This window comes from Flavobacterium sp., from assembly GCF_039916025.1.
Classification (GTDB): Bacteria; Bacteroidota; Bacteroidia; order Flavobacteriales; family Flavobacteriaceae; genus Flavobacterium.
The window spans coordinates 1-20,155 of sequence record NZ_JBDSMB010000072.1 but is presented as its reverse complement, the minus strand read 5'-3'; the positions used below and the strand labels follow the sequence as shown (position 1 = coordinate 20,155).

At 35.7% G+C, this 20,155-nt stretch carries 18 protein-coding genes; 6 read left to right on the top strand and 12 right to left on the bottom strand.

Translation table 11 applies throughout. The annotated features are described in order from the left end of the window. Positions 1-3: 3 nt before the first annotated feature. The 3 genes from ABIQ27_RS04560 (at position 4) to ABIQ27_RS04550 (ending at position 2,755) form a co-directional block, all read left to right on the top strand. Entirely contained in the window at positions 4-1,227 is a 1,224-nt protein-coding gene (locus ABIQ27_RS04560) for a porin (protein ID WP_348032452.1), read from the top strand. 160 nt (positions 1,228-1,387) lie between these two features. After that, positions 1,388-1,879: a hypothetical protein gene (locus tag ABIQ27_RS04555; RefSeq protein ID WP_348032451.1), complete on the top strand. Its 492-nt coding sequence runs from the start codon at positions 1,388-1,390 to the stop codon at positions 1,877-1,879. A 108-nt stretch (positions 1,880-1,987) separates the two neighbouring features. Further along, positions 1,988-2,755, top strand: a complete 768-nt coding sequence (locus ABIQ27_RS04550) for a dienelactone hydrolase family protein (protein WP_348032449.1) — start codon at positions 1,988-1,990, stop codon at positions 2,753-2,755. Positions 2,756-3,080: 325 nt separating this feature from the next. Here the strand turns inward: ABIQ27_RS04550 and lpxD are convergent, their stop codons facing one another. Continuing rightward, complete coding sequence (lpxD, locus tag ABIQ27_RS04545) at positions 3,081-4,079, bottom strand: UDP-3-O-(3-hydroxymyristoyl)glucosamine N-acyltransferase (RefSeq protein WP_348032447.1); 999 nt, start codon at positions 4,077-4,079, stop codon at positions 3,081-3,083. Positions 4,080-4,172: 93 nt separating this feature from the next. Next, positions 4,173-5,268 (bottom strand): peptide chain release factor 2 gene (gene prfB, locus ABIQ27_RS04540; protein ID WP_348032445.1). Its coding sequence is split into 2 segments (ribosomal slippage): positions 4,173-5,204 and positions 5,206-5,268, totalling 1,095 coding nucleotides; the frame shifts between segments, so codons are not numbered across the junction. Positions 5,269-5,432: 164 nt separating this feature from the next. On the opposite strand from prfB, the gene ABIQ27_RS04535 reads away from it, so the two are divergent. The 3 genes from ABIQ27_RS04535 to ABIQ27_RS04525 all read left to right on the top strand — a co-directional run bounded on the left by ABIQ27_RS04535 (position 5,433) and on the right by ABIQ27_RS04525 (position 9,738). Beyond that, a complete protein-coding gene (locus tag ABIQ27_RS04535) occupies positions 5,433-6,458 on the top strand; it encodes a GntG family PLP-dependent aldolase (protein ID WP_348032443.1) in 1,026 nt (341 codons plus the stop codon). A 99-nt stretch (positions 6,459-6,557) separates the two neighbouring features. Further along, positions 6,558-8,618, top strand: coding sequence for a S9 family peptidase (locus ABIQ27_RS04530; RefSeq protein WP_348032441.1), 2,061 nt, complete (start codon positions 6,558-6,560; stop codon positions 8,616-8,618). A gap of 79 nt (positions 8,619-8,697) precedes the next feature. Continuing rightward, complete coding sequence (locus ABIQ27_RS04525; RefSeq protein ID WP_348032439.1) at positions 8,698-9,738, top strand: cysteine synthase family protein; 1,041 nt, start codon at positions 8,698-8,700, stop codon at positions 9,736-9,738. A 74-nt stretch (positions 9,739-9,812) separates the two neighbouring features. On the opposite strand, the gene ABIQ27_RS04520 is transcribed toward ABIQ27_RS04525, so the two are convergent. The 10 genes from ABIQ27_RS04520 to fahA all read right to left on the bottom strand — a co-directional run bounded on the left by ABIQ27_RS04520 (position 9,813) and on the right by fahA (position 19,977). After that, positions 9,813-10,928 carry a hypothetical protein gene (locus ABIQ27_RS04520; RefSeq protein WP_348032437.1) on the bottom strand — a complete coding sequence of 372 codons (1,116 nt, stop codon included), beginning with the start codon at positions 10,926-10,928 and terminating at the stop codon, positions 9,813-9,815. A gap of 24 nt (positions 10,929-10,952) precedes the next feature. Beyond that, positions 10,953-11,372, bottom strand: a complete 420-nt coding sequence (locus tag ABIQ27_RS04515) for a hypothetical protein (RefSeq protein ID WP_348032435.1) — start codon at positions 11,370-11,372, stop codon at positions 10,953-10,955. 33 nt (positions 11,373-11,405) lie between these two features. Next, a complete protein-coding gene (locus tag ABIQ27_RS04510; RefSeq protein WP_348032486.1) occupies positions 11,406-11,771 on the bottom strand; it encodes a VOC family protein in 366 nt (121 codons plus the stop codon). A 76-nt stretch (positions 11,772-11,847) separates the two neighbouring features. After that, the gene (locus ABIQ27_RS04505; RefSeq protein ID WP_348032432.1) at positions 11,848-13,758 is read right to left on the bottom strand and encodes an SPFH domain-containing protein; all 1,911 of its coding nucleotides are present in this window, start codon (positions 13,756-13,758) and stop codon (positions 11,848-11,850) included. Between the two features lie 307 nt (positions 13,759-14,065). Next, entirely contained in the window at positions 14,066-14,776 is a 711-nt protein-coding gene (locus ABIQ27_RS04500) for a YebC/PmpR family DNA-binding transcriptional regulator (RefSeq protein ID WP_348032431.1), read from the bottom strand. A gap of 102 nt (positions 14,777-14,878) precedes the next feature. Then, a complete protein-coding gene (locus tag ABIQ27_RS04495) occupies positions 14,879-16,906 on the bottom strand; it encodes a S41 family peptidase (RefSeq protein WP_348032430.1) in 2,028 nt (675 codons plus the stop codon). Positions 16,907-16,997: 91 nt separating this feature from the next. Continuing rightward, a complete protein-coding gene (gene gcvT / locus ABIQ27_RS04490) occupies positions 16,998-18,080 on the bottom strand; it encodes a glycine cleavage system aminomethyltransferase GcvT (RefSeq protein WP_348032429.1) in 1,083 nt (360 codons plus the stop codon). A gap of 102 nt (positions 18,081-18,182) precedes the next feature. Beyond that, positions 18,183-18,350 carry a hypothetical protein gene (locus tag ABIQ27_RS04485; RefSeq protein ID WP_348032428.1) on the bottom strand — a complete coding sequence of 56 codons (168 nt, stop codon included), beginning with the start codon at positions 18,348-18,350 and terminating at the stop codon, positions 18,183-18,185. 23 nt (positions 18,351-18,373) lie between these two features. Then, positions 18,374-18,697, bottom strand: a complete 324-nt coding sequence (locus ABIQ27_RS04480; protein WP_348032427.1) for a hypothetical protein — start codon at positions 18,695-18,697, stop codon at positions 18,374-18,376. Beyond that, positions 18,694-19,977, bottom strand: a complete 1,284-nt coding sequence (gene fahA, locus ABIQ27_RS04475) for a fumarylacetoacetase (protein ID WP_348032426.1) — start codon at positions 19,975-19,977, stop codon at positions 18,694-18,696. The genes ABIQ27_RS04480 and fahA overlap by 4 nt, the downstream gene beginning before the upstream one ends. Positions 19,978-20,155: the final 178 nt, after the last annotated feature.

The window sequence follows — 20,155 nt, the reverse complement described above, 5'->3', positions numbered from 1 at the left end:
AACATGAAAAAAATAATACTGATTATTACTTTGCTTTTATCGATTTCGATGCATTCTCAGGTAACAATTGAACAAACTAAACATGATAATGATATAAAATTATCGACGCTTCCCTATTACAGTTTTGGAAAGGGAATCGGAATTACTTCACCTGATAGTCTGTTCCAATTCAATATTCGCTTCAGAATGCAAAACAGAGTTACTTATATCAAAGAAGATGGAGAGAATGGAGCTTATGATGGACAAATTCGCCGCTTGCGTTTGCGTTTTGATGGTTATGTTGGCAATCCAAAATTTCTCTACGCTATTCAGCTTTCATTTGCTCCGGGTGATGTAGGCGAAGTAAAAGAAGGAGAAAACATAAATATTATTCGCGATGCGGTCATTTTTTACAGACCTAATAAACACTGGAATATAAGTTTCGGACAAACAAAATTACCAGGAAATCGTCAGCGTGTTAATTCTTCGGGTGGACTGCAGTTAACAGACAGAACGATTAACAATGCAAAGTTCACTATCGACAGGGATTTTGGTTTTCAGTTTTATAACATGAATGAATTTAAAGATAAGTTTTCCTATAATTTCAAAACGGCGCTTTCAACAGGTGAAGGACGTAACGTAACCGGTAAATCGGATGACGGAATTGCAGCAACAGCAAAAATTGAAGTATTGCCATTTGGTGCTTTTACCAAAGACGGAACTTATTTTGAAGGCGATATATTGAGAGAGAAAAAACCAAAACTGATGCTTTCAGGAGCGTTTCAACAAAATAATCATGCGCAACGAACACAGGGACAATTAGGGAATGATTTGTTTGAGAAAAGAACCATGAAATCTGTTCTGTTAGATGCTATGTTTAAATATAACGGTTGGGCAGCGATGATGAGTTATATGTCGAGAACAACCAATGAGAATGCTGTGACTTTTAATCCAATTGATTTAACCGAAAGTAATTATGCCTTTGTAGGTAATGGATTCGACTATCAATTGAGTTATGATTTGAAATCAAATTATGAATTTATCGGAAGATATTCCATTCAAAAAGTAGGCAATGATATTCAGACTTTGACACCAAATACCAAAGAATATAGCTTTGGTGTTACCAAATACATTTGGGAGCATGCATTTAAAGCTCAGCTGGAATTGAATTATGACACCTTAGATTATTACGACGGAACTTCAAAAAACAATTGGTATTTACGTTTTCAGGTTGAAATCGGGATTTAGTTTTAAAATCAAATTTTTCAAATAACTGATTATTAGCATTTTAAACACTTCCAATGTTAAGTTTTTACTCCAAAACTAAAACTTAACATTGGCGGATGTGTATATCTTGTATTTTTGTTAATGTTAAATTAACATTGAATTTAAATACCTAAGAATCATTATGATAAAGAGAAGAGTGCCAGCCGCGAAAAAACCAGCAGCAGCTACAGAGAATACTGCAAAACCATCAGAGATAATTGCAGACGATGCTGCAAAAACTACTGAAGCATCAGATAAACCAAAACCAACAGTTGAAAAAGCGCCAGTAGTAAGAAAAGCTCCGGTAACAAGAAGAGCAGCTAGCAAACCTTCGCCAACAGTTGTTAAAACCGAAGAAGTTTCGAAAGAGGCTATTGCTACAACAAACCAAGAAACACCAGAAACTATGAAAGATTCAGACAAAGAAAAAGCTAAAAAAGCTAAATCTAAAGCAAAGGAAAAAGAGAAAAAAGAAAAAGCCAAGAAAAAAGAGAAGGCTAAGAAAGAAAAGAAAAAAGCGAAAGAAAAAGAAAAGAAACAAAAAGCTAAAAAGAAAGAGAAAGAGAAAAAAGCAAAAGCAAAAAAAGCCAAAGCTAAAGACAAAAAGAAATCTAAGTCTAAAAAGAAAAAATAAAATTCCAAATTAAAGCATCCAACAACCGGGTGCTTTTTTATTTAATAAAGTGTTAACGAATGTTTCACAGTTTATTAATTACTTTTATACTTCTAAAATTCAAAAAACATGAAACTCAAACTCCTATTTTTAGCAATTATCGTACAAAGTACTATTTCAAGTTTTTCACAAACAAAAGATATTCAATACAAAGATGGAAATCAGGTATTAAGTGGTATCAGCGTCAAACCTTCAAAACCTTTAAAAAACAATCCTGGAATACTTATTCTTCCAGCTTGGATGGGCATTGATGATCATGCGAAAGACAGCGCTAATCAATTGGCGGCTTTAGGATACACTATTTTCGTCGCCGATATTTATGGTGCTGATAAACGTCCAACAAACTACAATGAAGCTGGAAAATTAGCGGGTTATTTCAAGAAAAATATAAAAGAATACCAAACCAGAATCCAGTTGGCTTTGGACCAATTGGTTAAACAAGGTGCAAACCCAGATGATATTGTGGTTATGGGTTATTGTTTTGGCGGAACCGGATCAGTTGAAGCGGCACGGACAAATATGAAAGTCAAAGGTGTTGTTTCGTTTCATGGTGGCTTAGGTCGTGATGCAGCCAGAACCATCGATGCGATTACTCCAAAAGTCTTAGTGCTTCATGGTGCTGATGATCCGTATGAGTCAAAAGAAGAAATCGAAAATTTCCAAAACGAAATGAGAACTGCAAAAACCGATTGGCAAATGACATATTATGCCAATGCCGTACATTCGTTTACAGATAAAAATGCTGGAAACGACAACTCAAAAGGTGCAGCTTATAACGAAAAAGCAGAAAAACGTTCATGGCAGGCATTGCTCGATTTCTTAAAAGAAGTTTTATAAATGAATTCACAATATTATAAAAATATTGTCTTTAAAAGTGCAATGATACTTTGTGGTCTGGTTATTTTGGCAATAGTATGTTGTGTTATCTATTTCCTTGGCAACCTTGCTTATTTTCTATGGTATAAGGATTAAATGCTTCTGTTTTTATCAAATAGCAAATGCCATAAAAATACAAAAGCCGACCTGGAGCGGTCGACTATTGCGGTGAGGTGTAACTTCCTTTCGGAATCCTCGATGCAAATATACATTGTTATTTTAAATTTTGAATTATAAATTTTAAATGATTTCAGTTAATTCAAAATTTATAATTTAAAATTCAGAATTATTTATTGGAGTCTCTTACCAATCTTTTTAAAATTGCCCATTGTTTTAAAGCATCACGGGCATCAACAGCAGGATAACCAAGTACAACTTTTCCTGCTTCAACATCAGCAGCTACTCCGGAACCGGCACCGACAATAGCGCCGTCGCCAATAGTTAAGTGATCTTTTATAGAAGCGCTTCCGCCAATAATTACTCCGTTTCCTAAAGTTACAGAACCTGCCAAACCTGAATTCCCTGCCATGATGCAGAATTTACCAAGTTTGGAATTATGGCCAATTTGTACCAAATTGTCAATCTTGCAGCCATCACCAAGTACCGTAGAACTGAATTTCCCTCTATCAACGGATGAATTGGCACCAATTTCAACACCGTTTCCGATAATGACATTTCCAATCTGCGGAATTTTAACCAAGCCTTTTTCAGGGCAAGGCCTAAATCCAAAACCATCAGCGCCAATGGTACAATTTGGATGTAAAATGCAATACGCACCAATATGGCAACGTTCCCGAATTACGGCTCCAGGCCAAATAGTTGTATTTTTCCCAATGCTGCATTCATCAAGAATAGTAACATTTGGATATATCGTAACATTTTCTCCAAGTTGCACATGTGGTCCGATATAACATCCGGCACCGATTCGTGTTCCTTTTCCAATTGCAGCAGATTTGTCAATTACAGCAGTTGGATGAATATCAACTTCAAAAACTGGTGGAGCAGGAGCAAAGAGTTCCAACACTTGTGACATCGCCAAATCGGCATTCTTTACTTTTATAAAAGCACGATTTTCGCCCGGTTCAAGAGAACAATCCTGATTGACAACTGCAACGCAGGCTTTTGAAGTTTCCCAAAATTTTTCATATTTTTTGTTTCCAATAAATGAAATTTCGGTATCCGTAGCTACTTCTAATTGTTCCGGAGCAGTTATTTTACAAGATGTTGTACCAACAATTTCGCCTTGCAAAATAGCATTGATTTCCTGAATTGAAAATGAACTCATAATTTATTAATTTTAAAAGGGTATCAAATAAATGAAATCGAATTTAAAAAACCTAATTCTGTTTAAAATTGCAAACTGAACACTGAACACTGCTTACTCTTCTTTTTGTCCCATCATCATCAGATAGGCTTTCAGGAATTTGTCAATATTACCATTCATTACACCATCAACATCGCTGGTTTCATAGCCGGTTCGGACATCTTTTACCAATTTGTAAGGTTGCATCACATAGTTACGGATTTGTGAACCCCATTCTATTTTCATTTTTCCTGCTTCGATATCCGCACGTTGTGCCTGCTGTTTTTTGAGTTCAATTTCATACAATTGCGAACGAAGCATTTGCATCGCACGTTGTCTGTTATCCTGTTGCGAACGCGTTTCCGAACACTGAATCTGGATTCCGGTTGGTTTGTGAACCAATTGAACTTTAGTTTCCACTTTATTTACGTTTTGTCCACCAGCACCGCTCGAGCGCGAAGTTGTAATTTCAATATCCGCAGGATTAATATCAATCTCAATACTATCATCAACCAACGGATACACATAAACCGAAGCAAAAGAAGTATGGCGTTTGGCATTACTATCAAAAGGAGAAATACGAACTAGTCGATGTACACCGTTTTCGCCTTTCAAATACCCAAAAGAATACTCGCCTTCAAATTCTAAAGTCACCGTTTTTATTCCGGCAACCTCGCCTTCCTGAAAGTTAAGCTCTTTGATTTTATAGCCTTCTTTTTCGCCCCACATCATATACATTCGCATCAGCATAGACGCCCAATCGCAACTTTCCGTTCCACCGGCACCAGCCGTAATCTGTACAACGGCGCTCAGGCTATCGCCTTCATCAGAAAGCATATTCCTGAATTCCAGATTTTCGATGTGAGTAGTAGTAAGCTCGAAATAGTCATCAAGTTCTTCTTCGGTAGTATCGCCTTCTTTGAAAAATTCATAAATAATCTGAAGCTCTTCCGCCATCGCATTGCCTTTCTCAAAATCTTCCACCCATTTTTTCTTTGAGCGTAAGTTTTGGACAATGATTTCGGCCTCTTTTGCGTTATTCCAAAAGTCGGGTGCAAAAGTTTTTTCTTCTTCGTTGGTAATTTCTATAAGCTTGGCATCAATGTCAAAGATACCTCCTCAACGCACCAAGGCGCTCCACAATACCTTTAATTTGTTCGGTATTTGTCATAAATAATGTAGTTTTGTATTTTTATTATTTGAAGCTAATCCCGCTATCCGTTTCAATCTTTTTTTAAATTGCCACGGGTTTAAACTCGTGGCAATTTAAAAAAAGGATTTCCACTACTATCGGGGCTAGTGTAACAGTGCAAAAATAGACTATCTAATCTTTATATGGAAATAAATTTAATTAGTGATACAGTAACTAAACCCACGCCCGAAATGCTTCAGGCAATGTTCAATGCCAAAGTAGGCGATGATGTTTTTAAACAAGATCCAACGGTTAATGCTTTTGAAAAAATGGTAGCCGATTTATTCGGAATGGAAGCAGCCTTGTTTTTTCCAACGGGAACGATGGCAAACCAAACCGCAATTAAATTAAATACCAATCCGGGCGACCAGATTATTTGTGATAAATGGTCGCATATTCATTTGTATGAATCGGGTGGAGCTTCTTCCAATAGCGGTGTGAATTTCAATTTGCTTGATGGCAATCGCGGAATGATAACCGCTGAACAAGTAAAAGATGGCATCAATGATCCTGAGTTCTATCACACGCCAATGTCAAAAATGGTTGGCATTGAAAACACTACCAATAAAGGTGGCGGTGCCTGTTATGAGATTTCTGAACTTCAAAAAATAAAACAAGTTTGCAAAGACCACAATCTAAAATACCATTTAGACGGCGCACGTTTATGGAATGCGATGATTGCCAAAAAGCAACAGCCAAAACAATTCGGAGAATTATTCGACACAATCTCGGTTTGTTTTTCAAAAGGTTTGGGCGCGCCAATTGGTTCGGTTTTACTTGGTGACGCAGAAACGATGCACAGAGCTTTACGTATCCGAAAAATATTTGGTGGCAACCTTCGCCAATCGGGTTATTTGGCCGCAGCCGGAATTTATGCGTTGCAAAACAATATCAACAGATTAGAGGAAGACCACCGCAGAGCAAAAGAATTAGGAATTCAATTGCAACAATGTTCCTGGATAAAAGTGGTGGAACCAATTGAAACGAATATTGTTATTTTTTCGTCTACAGAAAATGTTAGCGACCAGCAGGTAATTGACCAACTAAAGCAAAAAGGGATTTCTATCAGTTTATTGTCTAAAGGCAAACTGCGTATCGTAACACATCTTGATTACAGACAGGTAATGCATGAGTATGTTTTAGAAACGTTGACGAAACTAAGCTTTTAGCATAGCAAAACTTGTTAATTTCTAAGTGCATAACTTCTTTTGACATCCAAAACTTATGCAGGCATAATACTTATTTTTGTATTGATAAAAAATCTGTAAATGCCTAAATCGTTACAAATACCTGTAGCCAAAATAATTCCACACACTTTGGAAAAACACGGACACATCCGTACCGATAATTATTATTGGTTAAACCAAAGAGAAAGCCCTGAAGTGATTGATTATCTCAATCAGGAGAATGACTATTACAAGCAATCCACAGCGCATACAGCAGCTTTTCAAAATGATTTATTCGAAGAAATGAAAGCCAGAATCAAGGAAGATGACGAGTCAGTTCCTTATTTCTACAATGGTTATTATTATATCACGCGTTTTGAAAAAGGTAAAGATTATCCAATTCACTCGCGCAAAAAAGGAACTCTGAAGGCCAAAGAAGAAATCATGTTTGATTGCAACGAAATGGCAAAAGGGCATACTTATTTCAATTTGTCGGGTTTGAGCATCAGTGAAGACAATACGATGTGTGCTTTTGGTGTTGATACGGTTTCTAGAAGACAATATACAATTCAGGTTAAGAATTTAGTTTCGGGAGAAATCCTTCCAGTAAAAATTGAAAATACCACCGGTGGAGCAACTTGGGCAAATGATAACAAAACCTTATTTTATTCCCGAAAAGATGAAGTAACGCTTCGTTCCGATAAAATCTACAAACATAAAATTGGAACTGCTGCAGCTAAAGACAGTTTGGTCTATTTTGAAAAAGATGAAACCTTTGATGTTTCTGTTTACAAATCTAAATCGAAAAAATATCTGATTATCAATTCGAGCAGCACTCTGACAACCGAATACCAAACGGTTTTATCAAATATGCCGGATGCTAAATTCAAAATATTCCAAAAAAGAACACGTGGTTTAGAATATTCGATGTCACATTTTGGCGAGCATTTTTATATAGTGACCAATAAAGACAAAGCAACCAATTTCAAACTGATGAAAACGCCGGAAGCTGCGACTTCAAAGGAAAATTGGGTTGATGTAATTGCGCATCGTGATGATGTTTTGTTGGAGGACATTGATATTTTTAAAAATTATCTGGTTGTCTCAGAACGTTTCAACGGATTGAATAGGATTCGCATTATGCCATGGAGTGGGAAAGGGGAATATTATCTGCCTTTTGATAGCGAAACATATATGGCTTACACAACAACCAATCTCGATTTTGATACCGAAATTCTTCGCTATAGCTATCAATCATTAGCAACTCCGGGTTCTGTGATTGATTTCAATATGAAAACTGCAGCCAAAACCGTTCTGAAAGAGCAGGAAGTTTTGGGTGGAAAATTTGATAAAAACAATTACAAGGAAGAACGCATTTGGGCAACCGCAAAAGACGGAACCAAAGTGCCAATTTCAATGGTATACCGAAAAGAGAATACGAAAAACGGAAAAAATCCGTTATTATTATATGCCTATGGCTCGTATGGTGTAACTATGGATTGCCATTTTTCATCAGTTCGTTTGACGCTTTTAGACCGCGGATTTATTTACGCCATTGCACACATACGCGGTGGAGAAGATTTAGGCAGAGAATGGTATGAAGACGGAAAGTTGATGAAAAAGAAAAATACGTTCACCGATTTCATTGATTGTTCTCAATTTGTAATTGATAAAAAGTATACATCAGCCCAACATTTATATGCTGAAGGTGGCTCTGCTGGCGGACTTTTGATGGGCGCAATTATCAACATGGCACCAAATTTGTATAACGGTGTCGTCGCACAAGTCCCGTTTGTGGATGTTGTTACGACCATGCTGGACGAAACAATTCCATTGACAACCGGAGAATATGACGAATGGGGAAACCCAAATGTTAAAAAATATTATAATTATATGCTTTCATATTCGCCTTATGATAATGTTGTGGCACAAGACTATCCAAACTTGTATATTTCAACAGGTTTGCACGATTCGCAGGTACAGTATTGGGAACCAGCTAAATGGGTTGCCAAATTGCGGGTTTTGAGAACAAATAAGAATCAATTATATTTGGATACAAACATGGATGCAGGACATGGTGGTGCATCGGGAAGGTTTGAAGCCATTAAGGAAATTGCCAAAGAATACAGTTTTTTGTTAGATTTAGAAGGAATAAAAAAATAGTTTAAAATATTTTATTAAATTTGCAAAGTTTAGAAGTCCGTAATATTGGCTTCATAATATGCCTTGACTAGTTTATTTTATGAAACAAGATATAAAAGCTCACGATAATGTATTAGGTCTAATAGGAAATACTCCTTTAATTAGACTTAACAAAATCACCGAATCTTTACCAGGAAATTTTTATGCTAAGGTTGAAGCTTTCAACCCTGGTCACTCCACCAAAGACAGAATTGCATTATATATTATAGAAGAAGCAGAAAGACAAGGAATTCTTTCTCCCGGCGATACTATCATTGAAACTACATCTGGCAATACAGGTTTTAGTCTGGCAATGGTAAGTATCATCAAAGGATACAACTGTATTTTGGCGGTAAGTTCAAAATCTTCCAAAGATAAAATTGATATGTTGCGCAGTTTAGGTGCAAAAGTATATGTTTGTCCGGCACACGTTTCTGCTGATGATGAGCGTTCTTACTATAACGTGGCTAAGCGTTTACACGAAGAAACAAAAGGTTCTATCTATATCAACCAGTATTTCAATCAATTGAATATTGATGCGCATTACAAATCAACCGGTCCTGAAATTTGGGAACAAACCAGCGGAAAAATTACACACTTAATTGCGTGTAGCGGAACCGGAGGAACAATTTCTGGCGCAGCCAAATATTTAAAAGAAAAAAATCCAAATATTAGAATTTTAGGAGTTGATGCTTTTGGTTCAGTATTAAAAAAATACCACGAAACCAAAGAGTTTGATGCTGATGAAATCTATCCATACAGAATAGAAGGATTGGGTAAAAACCTTATTCCAACGGCAACCGACTTTGATTTGATTGATCATTTCATGAAAGTAACCGATGAGGAAAGTGCACATACTACAAGAGATATTGCCAAAATGGAAGGATTATTTGTAGGCTACACTTCTGGTGCTGTGATGCAGGCTATCAAGCAATATTCAGCAGAAGGAGAATTTACTGAAGAAAGCAATGTTATTGCGATTTTCCCTGACCATGGTTCTCGTTATATGAGCAAAGTATTCAGTGATGACTGGATGAGCGAACAAGGTTTCTTTGACAGCATCAACGCTGAAGAAGTTCAAAAAATAGAGTTTATTAAATAGATTGTTAGACTACTTAGATATAAAAAAAACCTCCGAAGTTGATTCGGAGGTTTTTTTGTATATAAATCTTTAGTTTATTTAGCTTCAATAATTACAACGGAATTCGGTGTGTTATTTAAAACAACAGATTTTATATTTACTATATATTTATCATTTTCTAATATTTGTTCCCCAATTCCAAACCTATCCTGTGGGTCATCAACACTGGTTTTTTTGAAACCCAATTTTTTGAATTTTTTAGGATATGTATAATTGTATTCCATTTTATTTGAAAAAAAAGTCAGCATATTGTTGTTTTTCATAATCATGTTTTGTCTTTTTTCATTTATCCATGATGATTTTTGGGGATTATAAACCCAACCAAAACTTATCTTGTTAAGAGTTGGAGTTATTTCTTCTTCTTTTGCAGAAATCAAATTCAGTAAATCATTAGGTTCAATTTCTCTTTCCTGTGTGTTTTTTAAATTCCGAATGTTATCTTCATCAATTAATAAATCTATATTAAGCGGATTATCTTTAGAATATACTATATTAATGACTTGTCCTTCGTAAAATTCTTTAAACTTATAAGTTGTGACATCTTCAACAGCTTCAACTTCAACACCTTCTTTTGTTTCATACTTGACTCTTATTTCAGCAAAATTAAATCTTCTTCCTTCCACAGATTTTCCACCGATAACTGTAGCAACGGCATCTTCCTGCGTATCTCTTAATATACTGTCAGCTTTGCTTGAAAAACGCCAGTCAATTATAAAGTACATTACCACTGTTGGGATTGCGGCTAATGCTAAAAAAATAGATAAATTTGGTGTAGGCTTGCCAATTTTCCTAATAAAATCTTCCTTCCAGCTTTTGCAATATACCATAGCATAAAATGAAGTAAAGCATAAACAAACAGCTCCAATTATGGACAATATAATACTTCTTGTAATGTTCAGCGAGGGCAATATGAAAAGGAATAAAACAAATAAAAATATGCTGATAGATGTCCAAACAGCAAATGAAATTTTATTCTTTTTTGGGTATGTAGCAAGTTTTTCAGAAAGTATCTTTTCTTTTGCTATGTCAAAAAGATCAGTAAATTCGGCAGGGTCAACATCCTTTATTTTTAAGTATCTTTCTATTTCGTATTCATCTTCACCATTATTTAGGCAATTTATTATATAATTGATTATGTTTTCTTTTTCCATGTAGTTAATGATAGTTTATTAATACTATCGCATAGTCTGATTAACATTATTATCATCGTATTTCTCCTTAAACCGTTTTAGGTTATCGAGATTAATGTCGCCTTTCAGGTCAATTACTTTTTCTTCAAGCAATAATGATATCAGAAACTCATATTCCCTGCTGCGAAAGTTTTTAGAAGCTATTGTTATTTTTTGTTTGTCAAAAACTATTTTCTTGCCATCATCGACTTTACTTTCGGTGTTATTGTTGTCAACAACCATTTTTACCAATTCTTCTTTGGTATTCAGTTTATAAACATGTAATTCATTACCCATTGCCTTTTTGGCAAAGCTAAATGTAGGTGCATCACTAACAAAAACAACTTCCTTTTTCAATTTAACTTCCTGCGCGCATAGAGTAGTAGTTGCTAAAAGCAGTACTGCGATATAACATAGATATTTCATAGTTTAATTTTTTTAATACTACTAAGGTACGAATTAAAGAGAAAACTCGCCAATATGCCATAAGATTCCGGATGGATCATGTATAAAACATTCTTTTCCCCAATCATAAGTTCGAATAGGAACAAGTTTCGCATCTTTATATTTAGCGGTAAGATTTAATGCTGAAAGTTCATCCCAATAGCGATTTACATCATCAACTTCTAAAAAAACCATAGTATTATCTACCCAATCCTGAAGATAATAATCTTGTAAATAAAAGGCAAATTCCCCAGATTTGAATACCGACATGTTACTGCTCAAAACAACTTCTGTAAAACCTAAGTCACGATAAAAGCTTCGTGACAAGTCATAGTCTTTAGCACCAATAAATGGTCGGATTGATTTAATGTTGTGTTTCATCATAGTGTAAAAATAACGAAATTTATGCAATAAAAAACGCCGGACATTGCCGGCGTTTTTATTATTACTATCCTAATTATTTCTTTTTAGGAGTTTCATTCTCATTTTTGGTATTCATCATCTCCATTAGTTTCATTCCCAATAATCCGCTGATTCCACCTTCTGAACCGTTAGCACCTGTGATTAAAACATCAGGAATCACTTTAATGTTTCCTTTACCAATTTCTTCGGTAACTTTATATTTAGTAAAATTATCGCCACCCATTGCAGAAACCTGTAACTGATACGCTTCAGCAGTAGATTTACCAATGGCTTTGATTTTTTCAGCTTCGGCTAAACCGGTTTTTGAAATTTTTTCAGCTTCGGCACTGGCATTTAATTTTGTAGCTTCTGCTTGTGCACCAGCTCTTGCTTTTGTTGCTTCGGCTTCAGCGTTTGCACGCATTTTTGTAGCTTCTGCTTCGGCGTTTACATTCAGTTTCAAACTTGTTGCATCACCTTCTGCTTTTTTAACGGTAGCATCGGCTGTTCGTTGAGCGATTTCCACACTTTGTGAAGCACGAACAATTTCTTTCTGCATATCGGCAATAGCGGTTTCCTTTTCCATTCCCTGACGTTGTTCCTGCGCCATTCTTTGGGTTTGATACGTTTTTTGCTCTTCTTCGGCAAGCTTTCTGTCGGTCAGTGTTTTCATCAACGAATCCGGTGGTACGATGTCACCAATCAGCGTATCAACAGCGTTCACGTTATATTCATCCAAAACCACTTTTATATGATTTTTAGCTGATTCCTGACGCTCTTTACGAGTACTCAGGAACGAAATCACATCGCTTTCCTGAGCCGAGTTTCTAAAATAGTTACCAATTGTTGGTTCCAAAACCTGAGAAACAAGATTTGTCATGCTTCCGAAACGCGCAATTACTTTTGGAGCTTCATTTGCCGGAACGTGAATAATCTGAGACACATCTAAATTGAATGGGAAACCATCTTTTGAACGCACGGTAATCGTTGATAGATTATGATCCAGATTATGCGCTTCACTTCTTGCATCTGCCCAGTTTAGAACTAAGTTGGTTGTTGGTACAGGTTCTAATTTTGTTGTGTATTTATTCAATGCGTACTTACCCGGTCCAAGTGGTTCCATCCAAACACCACGTTGTCCTTTTGAAACAATATTTCCGTGTTTGAAATGTTCACCGGTAACATCTGTACCATCTTCACCAATATAAGAAATCACAACGCCAACATAACCAATTGGCACATCGGTCATTGGGTTTTGCTCAATCAGAACTGCCCACGTGTTGATATAATAAGAACCAGCCAGCATTACCTGTGGCTGTAATCCACGATTTCCGCCATTGTTTAGGAAAAAGTCAACATCCTGAAAGTTATTGTGTCCTTCAACATTCTTACCGGCAATTTGGCCTTGAGGAATTGGGTCACCATCTAAAGCAGTTACGATTCCAATCATATTTTCATAGATTTTCACCTGTTCAACAATTACAATTTCAAACAAAAATGTATTAATACGATACGAACCTGTGGTAATAAAAGCAGTTTGTCGCCCTTTTTGTCCACCGTTATCCAAGAAAGCTGTTCCGTCCTGAAAGTTATCACTGTCTACTTTTCTGGCTAAGATGCGGCCTGTTGGGATTTCTTTACCGTCTTTACTTAAAACAAGTCCAATTTTTCCTTCCGGAATAATAGTAAATGAACTCATATCAATAGAATACTGCCAAATCCATTTCGCCCAGTATAAACCTGGTGCTAAGGTTTTCGCCTGATATCCGGCTTCACCTTTGGTAGCAATAATTCTACCATCGGGTAATGATTTGTCGGCTCCAAAAAGCACGAATTTTTTGGTAACTAAACCAATTTTGTCTTCGGGAACGATTACCATTCCGAAGAATACACGTAAAACAAATTTGTAAAGAACGATAGATAATACAATTGCGATTATCCACCAATAAGATAAAATTCCATCCATTGTTGTTGAGATTAAATTAAAAAATGTTTAATGATTTTTAGGGTAGACCTAATAGGAAAATAAGTGAGGGTTAAATCGGAATAAGATTCCATGTGATGAGAGAACATCTTTGTTATTTTTTACTGTTTATCTAGGATAAAAATCTGTTATTGTACGTAAGCTTGTTTCGAATGTTACAACTATTTAACACAATTTTTTTTATAAAAAGATAAGTAGTTATCATTCAGCATAATAAAAAAACTTCGAGTTTCCCCGAAGTTATTAATATCTAATAATCTAAAATGTCTAACAATCTAAGAAGTCTTGATTATTCTTCCATCGTATGATAAACATTCATCACGTCATCATCTTCTTCAATTTTATCGATTAATTTTTCAACGTCAGCCATTTCAGCTTCGGTTAGTTTTTTTGTTATCTGTGGAATTCTTTCAAAACCTGAAGATAAGATTTCAATGTTGCGGCCTTCCAATTCTTTTTGAATCGCTCCAAAACTTCCAAAAGGCGCATAGATTAAGATTCCGTCTTCGTCAGCGAAGATTTCTTCGGCACCAAAATCGATAAATTCCAATTCCATTTCTTCAATATCAACATCACTATTCGGAATGCGGAAATTACAGGTATGGTCAAACATAAATTCAACCGAACCCTGCGTTCCCATTGTACCATTACATTTGTTGAAATAGCTTCTGATGTTGGCAACTGTTCTGTTGTTGTTATCGGTAGCAGTTTCGATCAAAAGCGCAATTCCGTGCGGTGCATAACCTTCAAAAAGCTGCTCTTTATAGTTTGCGGTGTCTTTGTCGGTTGCTTTCTTAATCGCACGTTCAACGTTTTCTTTCGGCATGTTTGCCGATTTTGCATTCTGGATAACAGCACGCAAACGTGAGTTGGCTTCCGGATTTGGTCCGCCTTCTTTCACCGCCATTACAATATCTTTTCCTATACGTGTAAACGCTTTGGCCATAGCTGACCAACGTTTCATCTTACGTCCTTTTCTAAATTCGAATGCTCTTCCCATTGCTAAAGAATGTTTTTAATGCTAAAATTGAGTGCAAAAATAAGGTATTATTCGGTTATTGCAAATGATTGAAGAATTCATTTTGTTAACCCAATTAGCGCATTACGGTTTTAAATTATTTACGTCATATAAAATATGAGCAGCTTCCAGAATATGAAAGTTTTGCCTAATAATCTTTATTCTTTCGTTAGTGTTGGTTTTTATAAAATCATCCTTTTTTTGGGTTTTGATATCTGCAGAATTTAATTCAACCGTAATTGGATATACTTTTTCAGTTTCCTTTTTTATGTCTTTCCAAAGCGAATTGATTTGATTTACATTATCAAAAACATAACTGAACTGCAAAACTACCGGAGGTAAATCAGCATCATACAATGGATTAATCTTATTGTTTAAGTCTTCTATTTCATGCGCATCATCACTTTCGGAAATCCTTTTCTTACTGGCTGCGATGGCATTGGTATAAATTGGGTTGTCGATGTAATTGAATTGGGAAACGCCACTTATTTCGTCATTTTTAAGAGCTGTATCACTGCTGCTTTCTCTTGGCATTTGCTTATCAAACAATAACGGAATTTCAACATCCGGCGTAATACCACTGTATTGATTGCTTTTTCCCGTTAAACGATAGAATTTTTCTAAAGTTAATTTCAGAAACTCATCATTGTTTGAATTTAAAGGAAGTATACGCTGCATCGTAGCTTTTCCCAATGATTTATTTCCGACAATAATCGCCCGATTGTAATCCTGCATCGCATTGGTGAAAAATTCACTGGCAGAAGCCGAAAAGCCATTAATCATAACCACCATCGGCCCGTTATAAATTGTACCAAGGATATCGTCTGGAATAATTTGTTTGTTATTTTTGTTATTATTCATGATTGCCAACGGACCATCATTTATAAACAAGCCTGTAAGTTGCACAGCTTCTTCCATCGAACCACCACCATTATTCTCCACATCAATGATTAATCCTTCGATTTGATCTTCTTCCAGTTTGTATATTTCTTTGACAACATCATTCGTGATGCTCGATTTTCCATTTTCAAAAGTGGAATAAAAGCTTGGGATTCTGATATAACCAAAGGTTGACTTATCCGTTTTTAGTTTGAAACTAAAGACATTGTTCTGGTAATCTTTCAGGATTTTTTTTACCAATCGGACACTGTATATTTCACCGCTTTTTTTTCTTAAAGTAAAAATGGCAGTTTTATACTCTTTGGAAGTGATGATTTCATCAATCTTCTTCATCGAAGCGCATGCAATTTCATATTCTTCGTCTTTATATTTGATTTTTAGCAATTGGTCGCCAACACTTATTTTATCGCTAAAATAGGCTGAACTTCCAGGCATAATATCGTCAACAGTAACTTCGTCTTTATCCGACATGGAAACATATAGTCCAAAAGTCAGATTATCTGAACTAACGGTTGAGAAGAATTCCGATTTATCGCTTTCGGAAAAATATTCGGTATGTGGATCAAAATAGGAGCAAAAAACAGAGTAAAATATGGCATTGAATTCATCTTCTGGCATTTGGTAGCTTTCCGTTTTGCATTCGTATCTGTCGAAAACTTTTAGTCTGTTTGCTTTTGCAAGTGCATCAAAATTAGCAGTCAATGAATCTTTATTGGTACTCAATTCGGCAACATCGCGCAAAACATTAAACAGAATTCTCTTTTTGTACATGTGCTTTAATTCGGCTTCATCGGCTGCATAAGGAAATGCTTTTCTGGAGAAAATTACTTTTTCTTCACTTGAAAAAGGAAAATCTTCTTTTTTTAAATCAGCAATTATAGCCGAATAACGTGCAATAGCTTTAGAATAAGTGGTGTAAAAATCATGGAGGAAAGTACAATCATGCGTAGTGATATAATCATCAATTTTTAGCTCATGTTTCTTTAACTCGTTGATTTCAGCCGCAATGAATAGCCTGTTTTCTTCATCTAACCGACTTAAAAAAGTTTTGAAAGCATAAACGGATAAACTATCGTCAATTGGTTTTGGGTGGTAATGATTCTCCTGAACTAATGTATTGATGCTTGTTAAAGTTTCACAAGGATTTTTCTCTTTTTGGCTTAAAGCCAAAAGAGGAATCAACAATACTAATATGAAGGTTTTTTTGAACAATAGATTTTAAATCAATGGCAATATCAAAAATCAAAATTCAATAATATTCATTGTAATTGTTATTTTGATTAATATTGAATTTTGTAATTGTTTATTTTTTATAGAAAGGCAGTTTTACCACTTTGGCAGCGACTTTGTTATTTCGAATTTGAATAAAAATGTCACTATCAACTGCCGAGAATTCGGTTTTTACATAACCCATTCCGATTCCCTTACCCAAAGATGGTGCCATTGTTCCCGAAGTTACAATCCCGATGTTATTTCCGTTAGCATCAACGATTTCATAATCGTGACGTGGAATACCTCTTTCGGTTAATTCAAAGCCAACCAATTTTTTGGTTACACCGGCTTCTTTTTGTTTTTTTAGATTTTCAGAATTGGTAAAGTCTTTAGTGAATTTGGTAATCCAACCCAAACCAGCTTCTAATGGAGAAGTGGTATCATTGATGTCGTTACCATATAAACAGAATCCCATTTCTAAACGCAAAGTATCGCGAGCCGCTAATCCGACTGGTTTGATTCCAAATGCTTTTCCGGCTTCGAATACTTTATTCCATACTTGTTCAACATCTGTATTCTTGCAATAAATTTCAAAACCGCCTGAACCTGTATAACCAGTTGCAGAAATAATAACATCTTTTACTCCGGCAAATTCTGCTACTTCAAAGTGGTAATATTTTATAGCAGATAAATCTACTGAAGTCAATGATTGCATAGCTTCAACTGCTTTTGGCCCCTGAATCGCTAACAAAGAATAGTCTTCTGAAATATTTTGCATAGCAACGCCTAAATCATTGTGAGATGAAATCCAATTCCAGTCTTTGTCAATATTAGAAGCGTTTACCACCAGTAAATACTGATCTTCTTTCATTCTGTAAACGATTAAATCGTCAACAATTCCGCCGTCGTTATTTGGCAGACAAGAATATTGTGCACGGCCAATTTCTAAAACCGAAGCATCATTAGATGTTACTTTTTGGATTAAGGCCAAAGCATTTTCACCGCTAAGTAAAAATTCACCCATGTGCGACACATCAAAAACGCCGACGCCATTTCTAATAATTTCGTGTTCGGCATTTACACCTTCATATTGTACCGGCATATTGTAACCTGCAAACGGTACCATTTTCGCTCCTAAACTTTCGTGGATATGCGTTAACGCTGTATTTTTCATTTTTAATTGTAGTAGTTATGTTGTTTATTTTTTTAGTTGATATAAAAAATCAGTTAATTCCGAATGTCCACTGGACATTCTCCTCTTAATATCAAATGTTTATTATTTTTTTTGTCTGTATTCTAAATCATATTCCGTGGTCCAGGTTTTACCATCATCATTGGAAATCTCTCCAAGCTGGCGGACTTTTCCATCGGCTAATTTGAAAAAAGTAATTGTTCTTATAGATGTTTTTCCATTATTGGCAAATGGCCTGCTTTTAAAATGCATCGCATCTTTCTCAAAATAACCTGTCAGGTATTCATTGCTTCCTCCAGTATTATCAACCCAGTTTTGCTGCCATTGTTTGTAGCACTATTATAAGAATTAAAACTTTTTCCGGTAAATGTTAATCCTTGTTGAGCACCATTTGATGTCCATTCTTCAAGCACAACACAGTTATCAAGTATTTTGGATATTTTGCTGTGACCAGCTACATTTCCTTTTAAGTCGTAAACTTCCCATTCGCCAATCCAATAATCAAATTGGTTGTAAATTGGATCTTTATCGCAGGGTTTTTGTGCAAAAGCTGATTTGCTGCAAAAGAGTATCAATAATATTAAAATTGCTTTTTTCATTTTCTAACAAATGGTGGTAATAATTTACTGCAAACTTCACCAAAACCAATGCGTACCGAACTATTTTGGCAATATCCTTTCATGGTTACGGAGTCATTATCGTTGATGAATTTGCGTTCCGTTCCATCATTCATTTTGATTGGATTTTTTCCGCCCCATGTTAGTTCAAGCATCGAACCAAAACTATCCGGAGTTGGACCAGAAATAGTTCCTGAGCCCATCATGTCACCTGAATTTATACGGCAACCGTTAGAAGTATGGTGTGTCAGCTGTTGCGACATCGACCAATACATATATTTGAAGTTAGATTTTGAAACCAAAGTCGGTTCCACATTTTCAGGTTCAATATAGACTTCTAAGTTGATATCAAAAGCGTTTTTCCCTTTTTGCTGCAGATAGGGTAAAGGTGTTGGTTCTTGTTTTGGTCCTTTAATTCTGAAAGGTTCCAAAGCATCCATAGTTACTATCCATGGAGAAATTGATGAAGCAAAGTTTTTTGCCAAAAATGGTCCAAGCGGAACATATTCCCATTTCTGAATATCTCTTGCACTCCAGTCATTCAATAAAACCATTCCGAAAATATAATCTTCAGCTTCGCTAATTGGGATATTTTCGCCCATAACATTAGCATCAGTAGTGATAAAAGCAGTTTCCAATTCGAAATCTATCGAACGTGAAGGTCCAAAAACAGGAGTATTTTCTCCTATCGGCAAGGTTTGTCCCATTGGTCTGTGAACCGGAATTCCCGATGGAACAATTGTTGAGCTTCTTCCGTGATAACCTACGGGAATGTGAAGCCAGTTTGGCAACAAAGCATTTTCAGGATCGCGGAACATTTTGCCAACATTGGTAGCGTGTTCTTTACTTGAGTAGAAATCGGTATAATCACCAATCAGAACGGGAAGCTGCATTTCGACATCTTCCATTTTGAAAATAACAATATCGCGATGTTCCTGATTGTCTCTAAGTGCTGCATTATTGTGGTCAAAAATATCTCCAATTCGGTTGCGGACTAATCGCCAGGTCTTTTTTCCATCTGATATAAAATCATTCAAAGTATCCTGCATGAACATATCATCAGTCAAATCAATCCCTTCAAAATAATTTAATTGTTGTAAAGCACCTAAATCGATAGCGAAATCTCCAATTCTTGTTCCGATGGTGATGACATCTTCTTTGGTTAAGAAAACGCCAAAAGGAATATTCTGAATAGGGAAGTCGCTGTCATTGGGGACAGTAAGCCATGATTTTCGTTTAGGATTATTAGTAGTAGAAGGCATGTTGTGTTGAATTAGTTGTTGAAAATTTTAAGTAATCAAATATATCATTTCCTATTAATTTACCAAACCATTTTTGTAATTTTGAGCACAATTAATCGAAATAATTTCAAATGCAACGCGACAAACAAATTTTTGACCTTATCCTTGAGGAACAAGACAGACAAATTCACGGAATTGA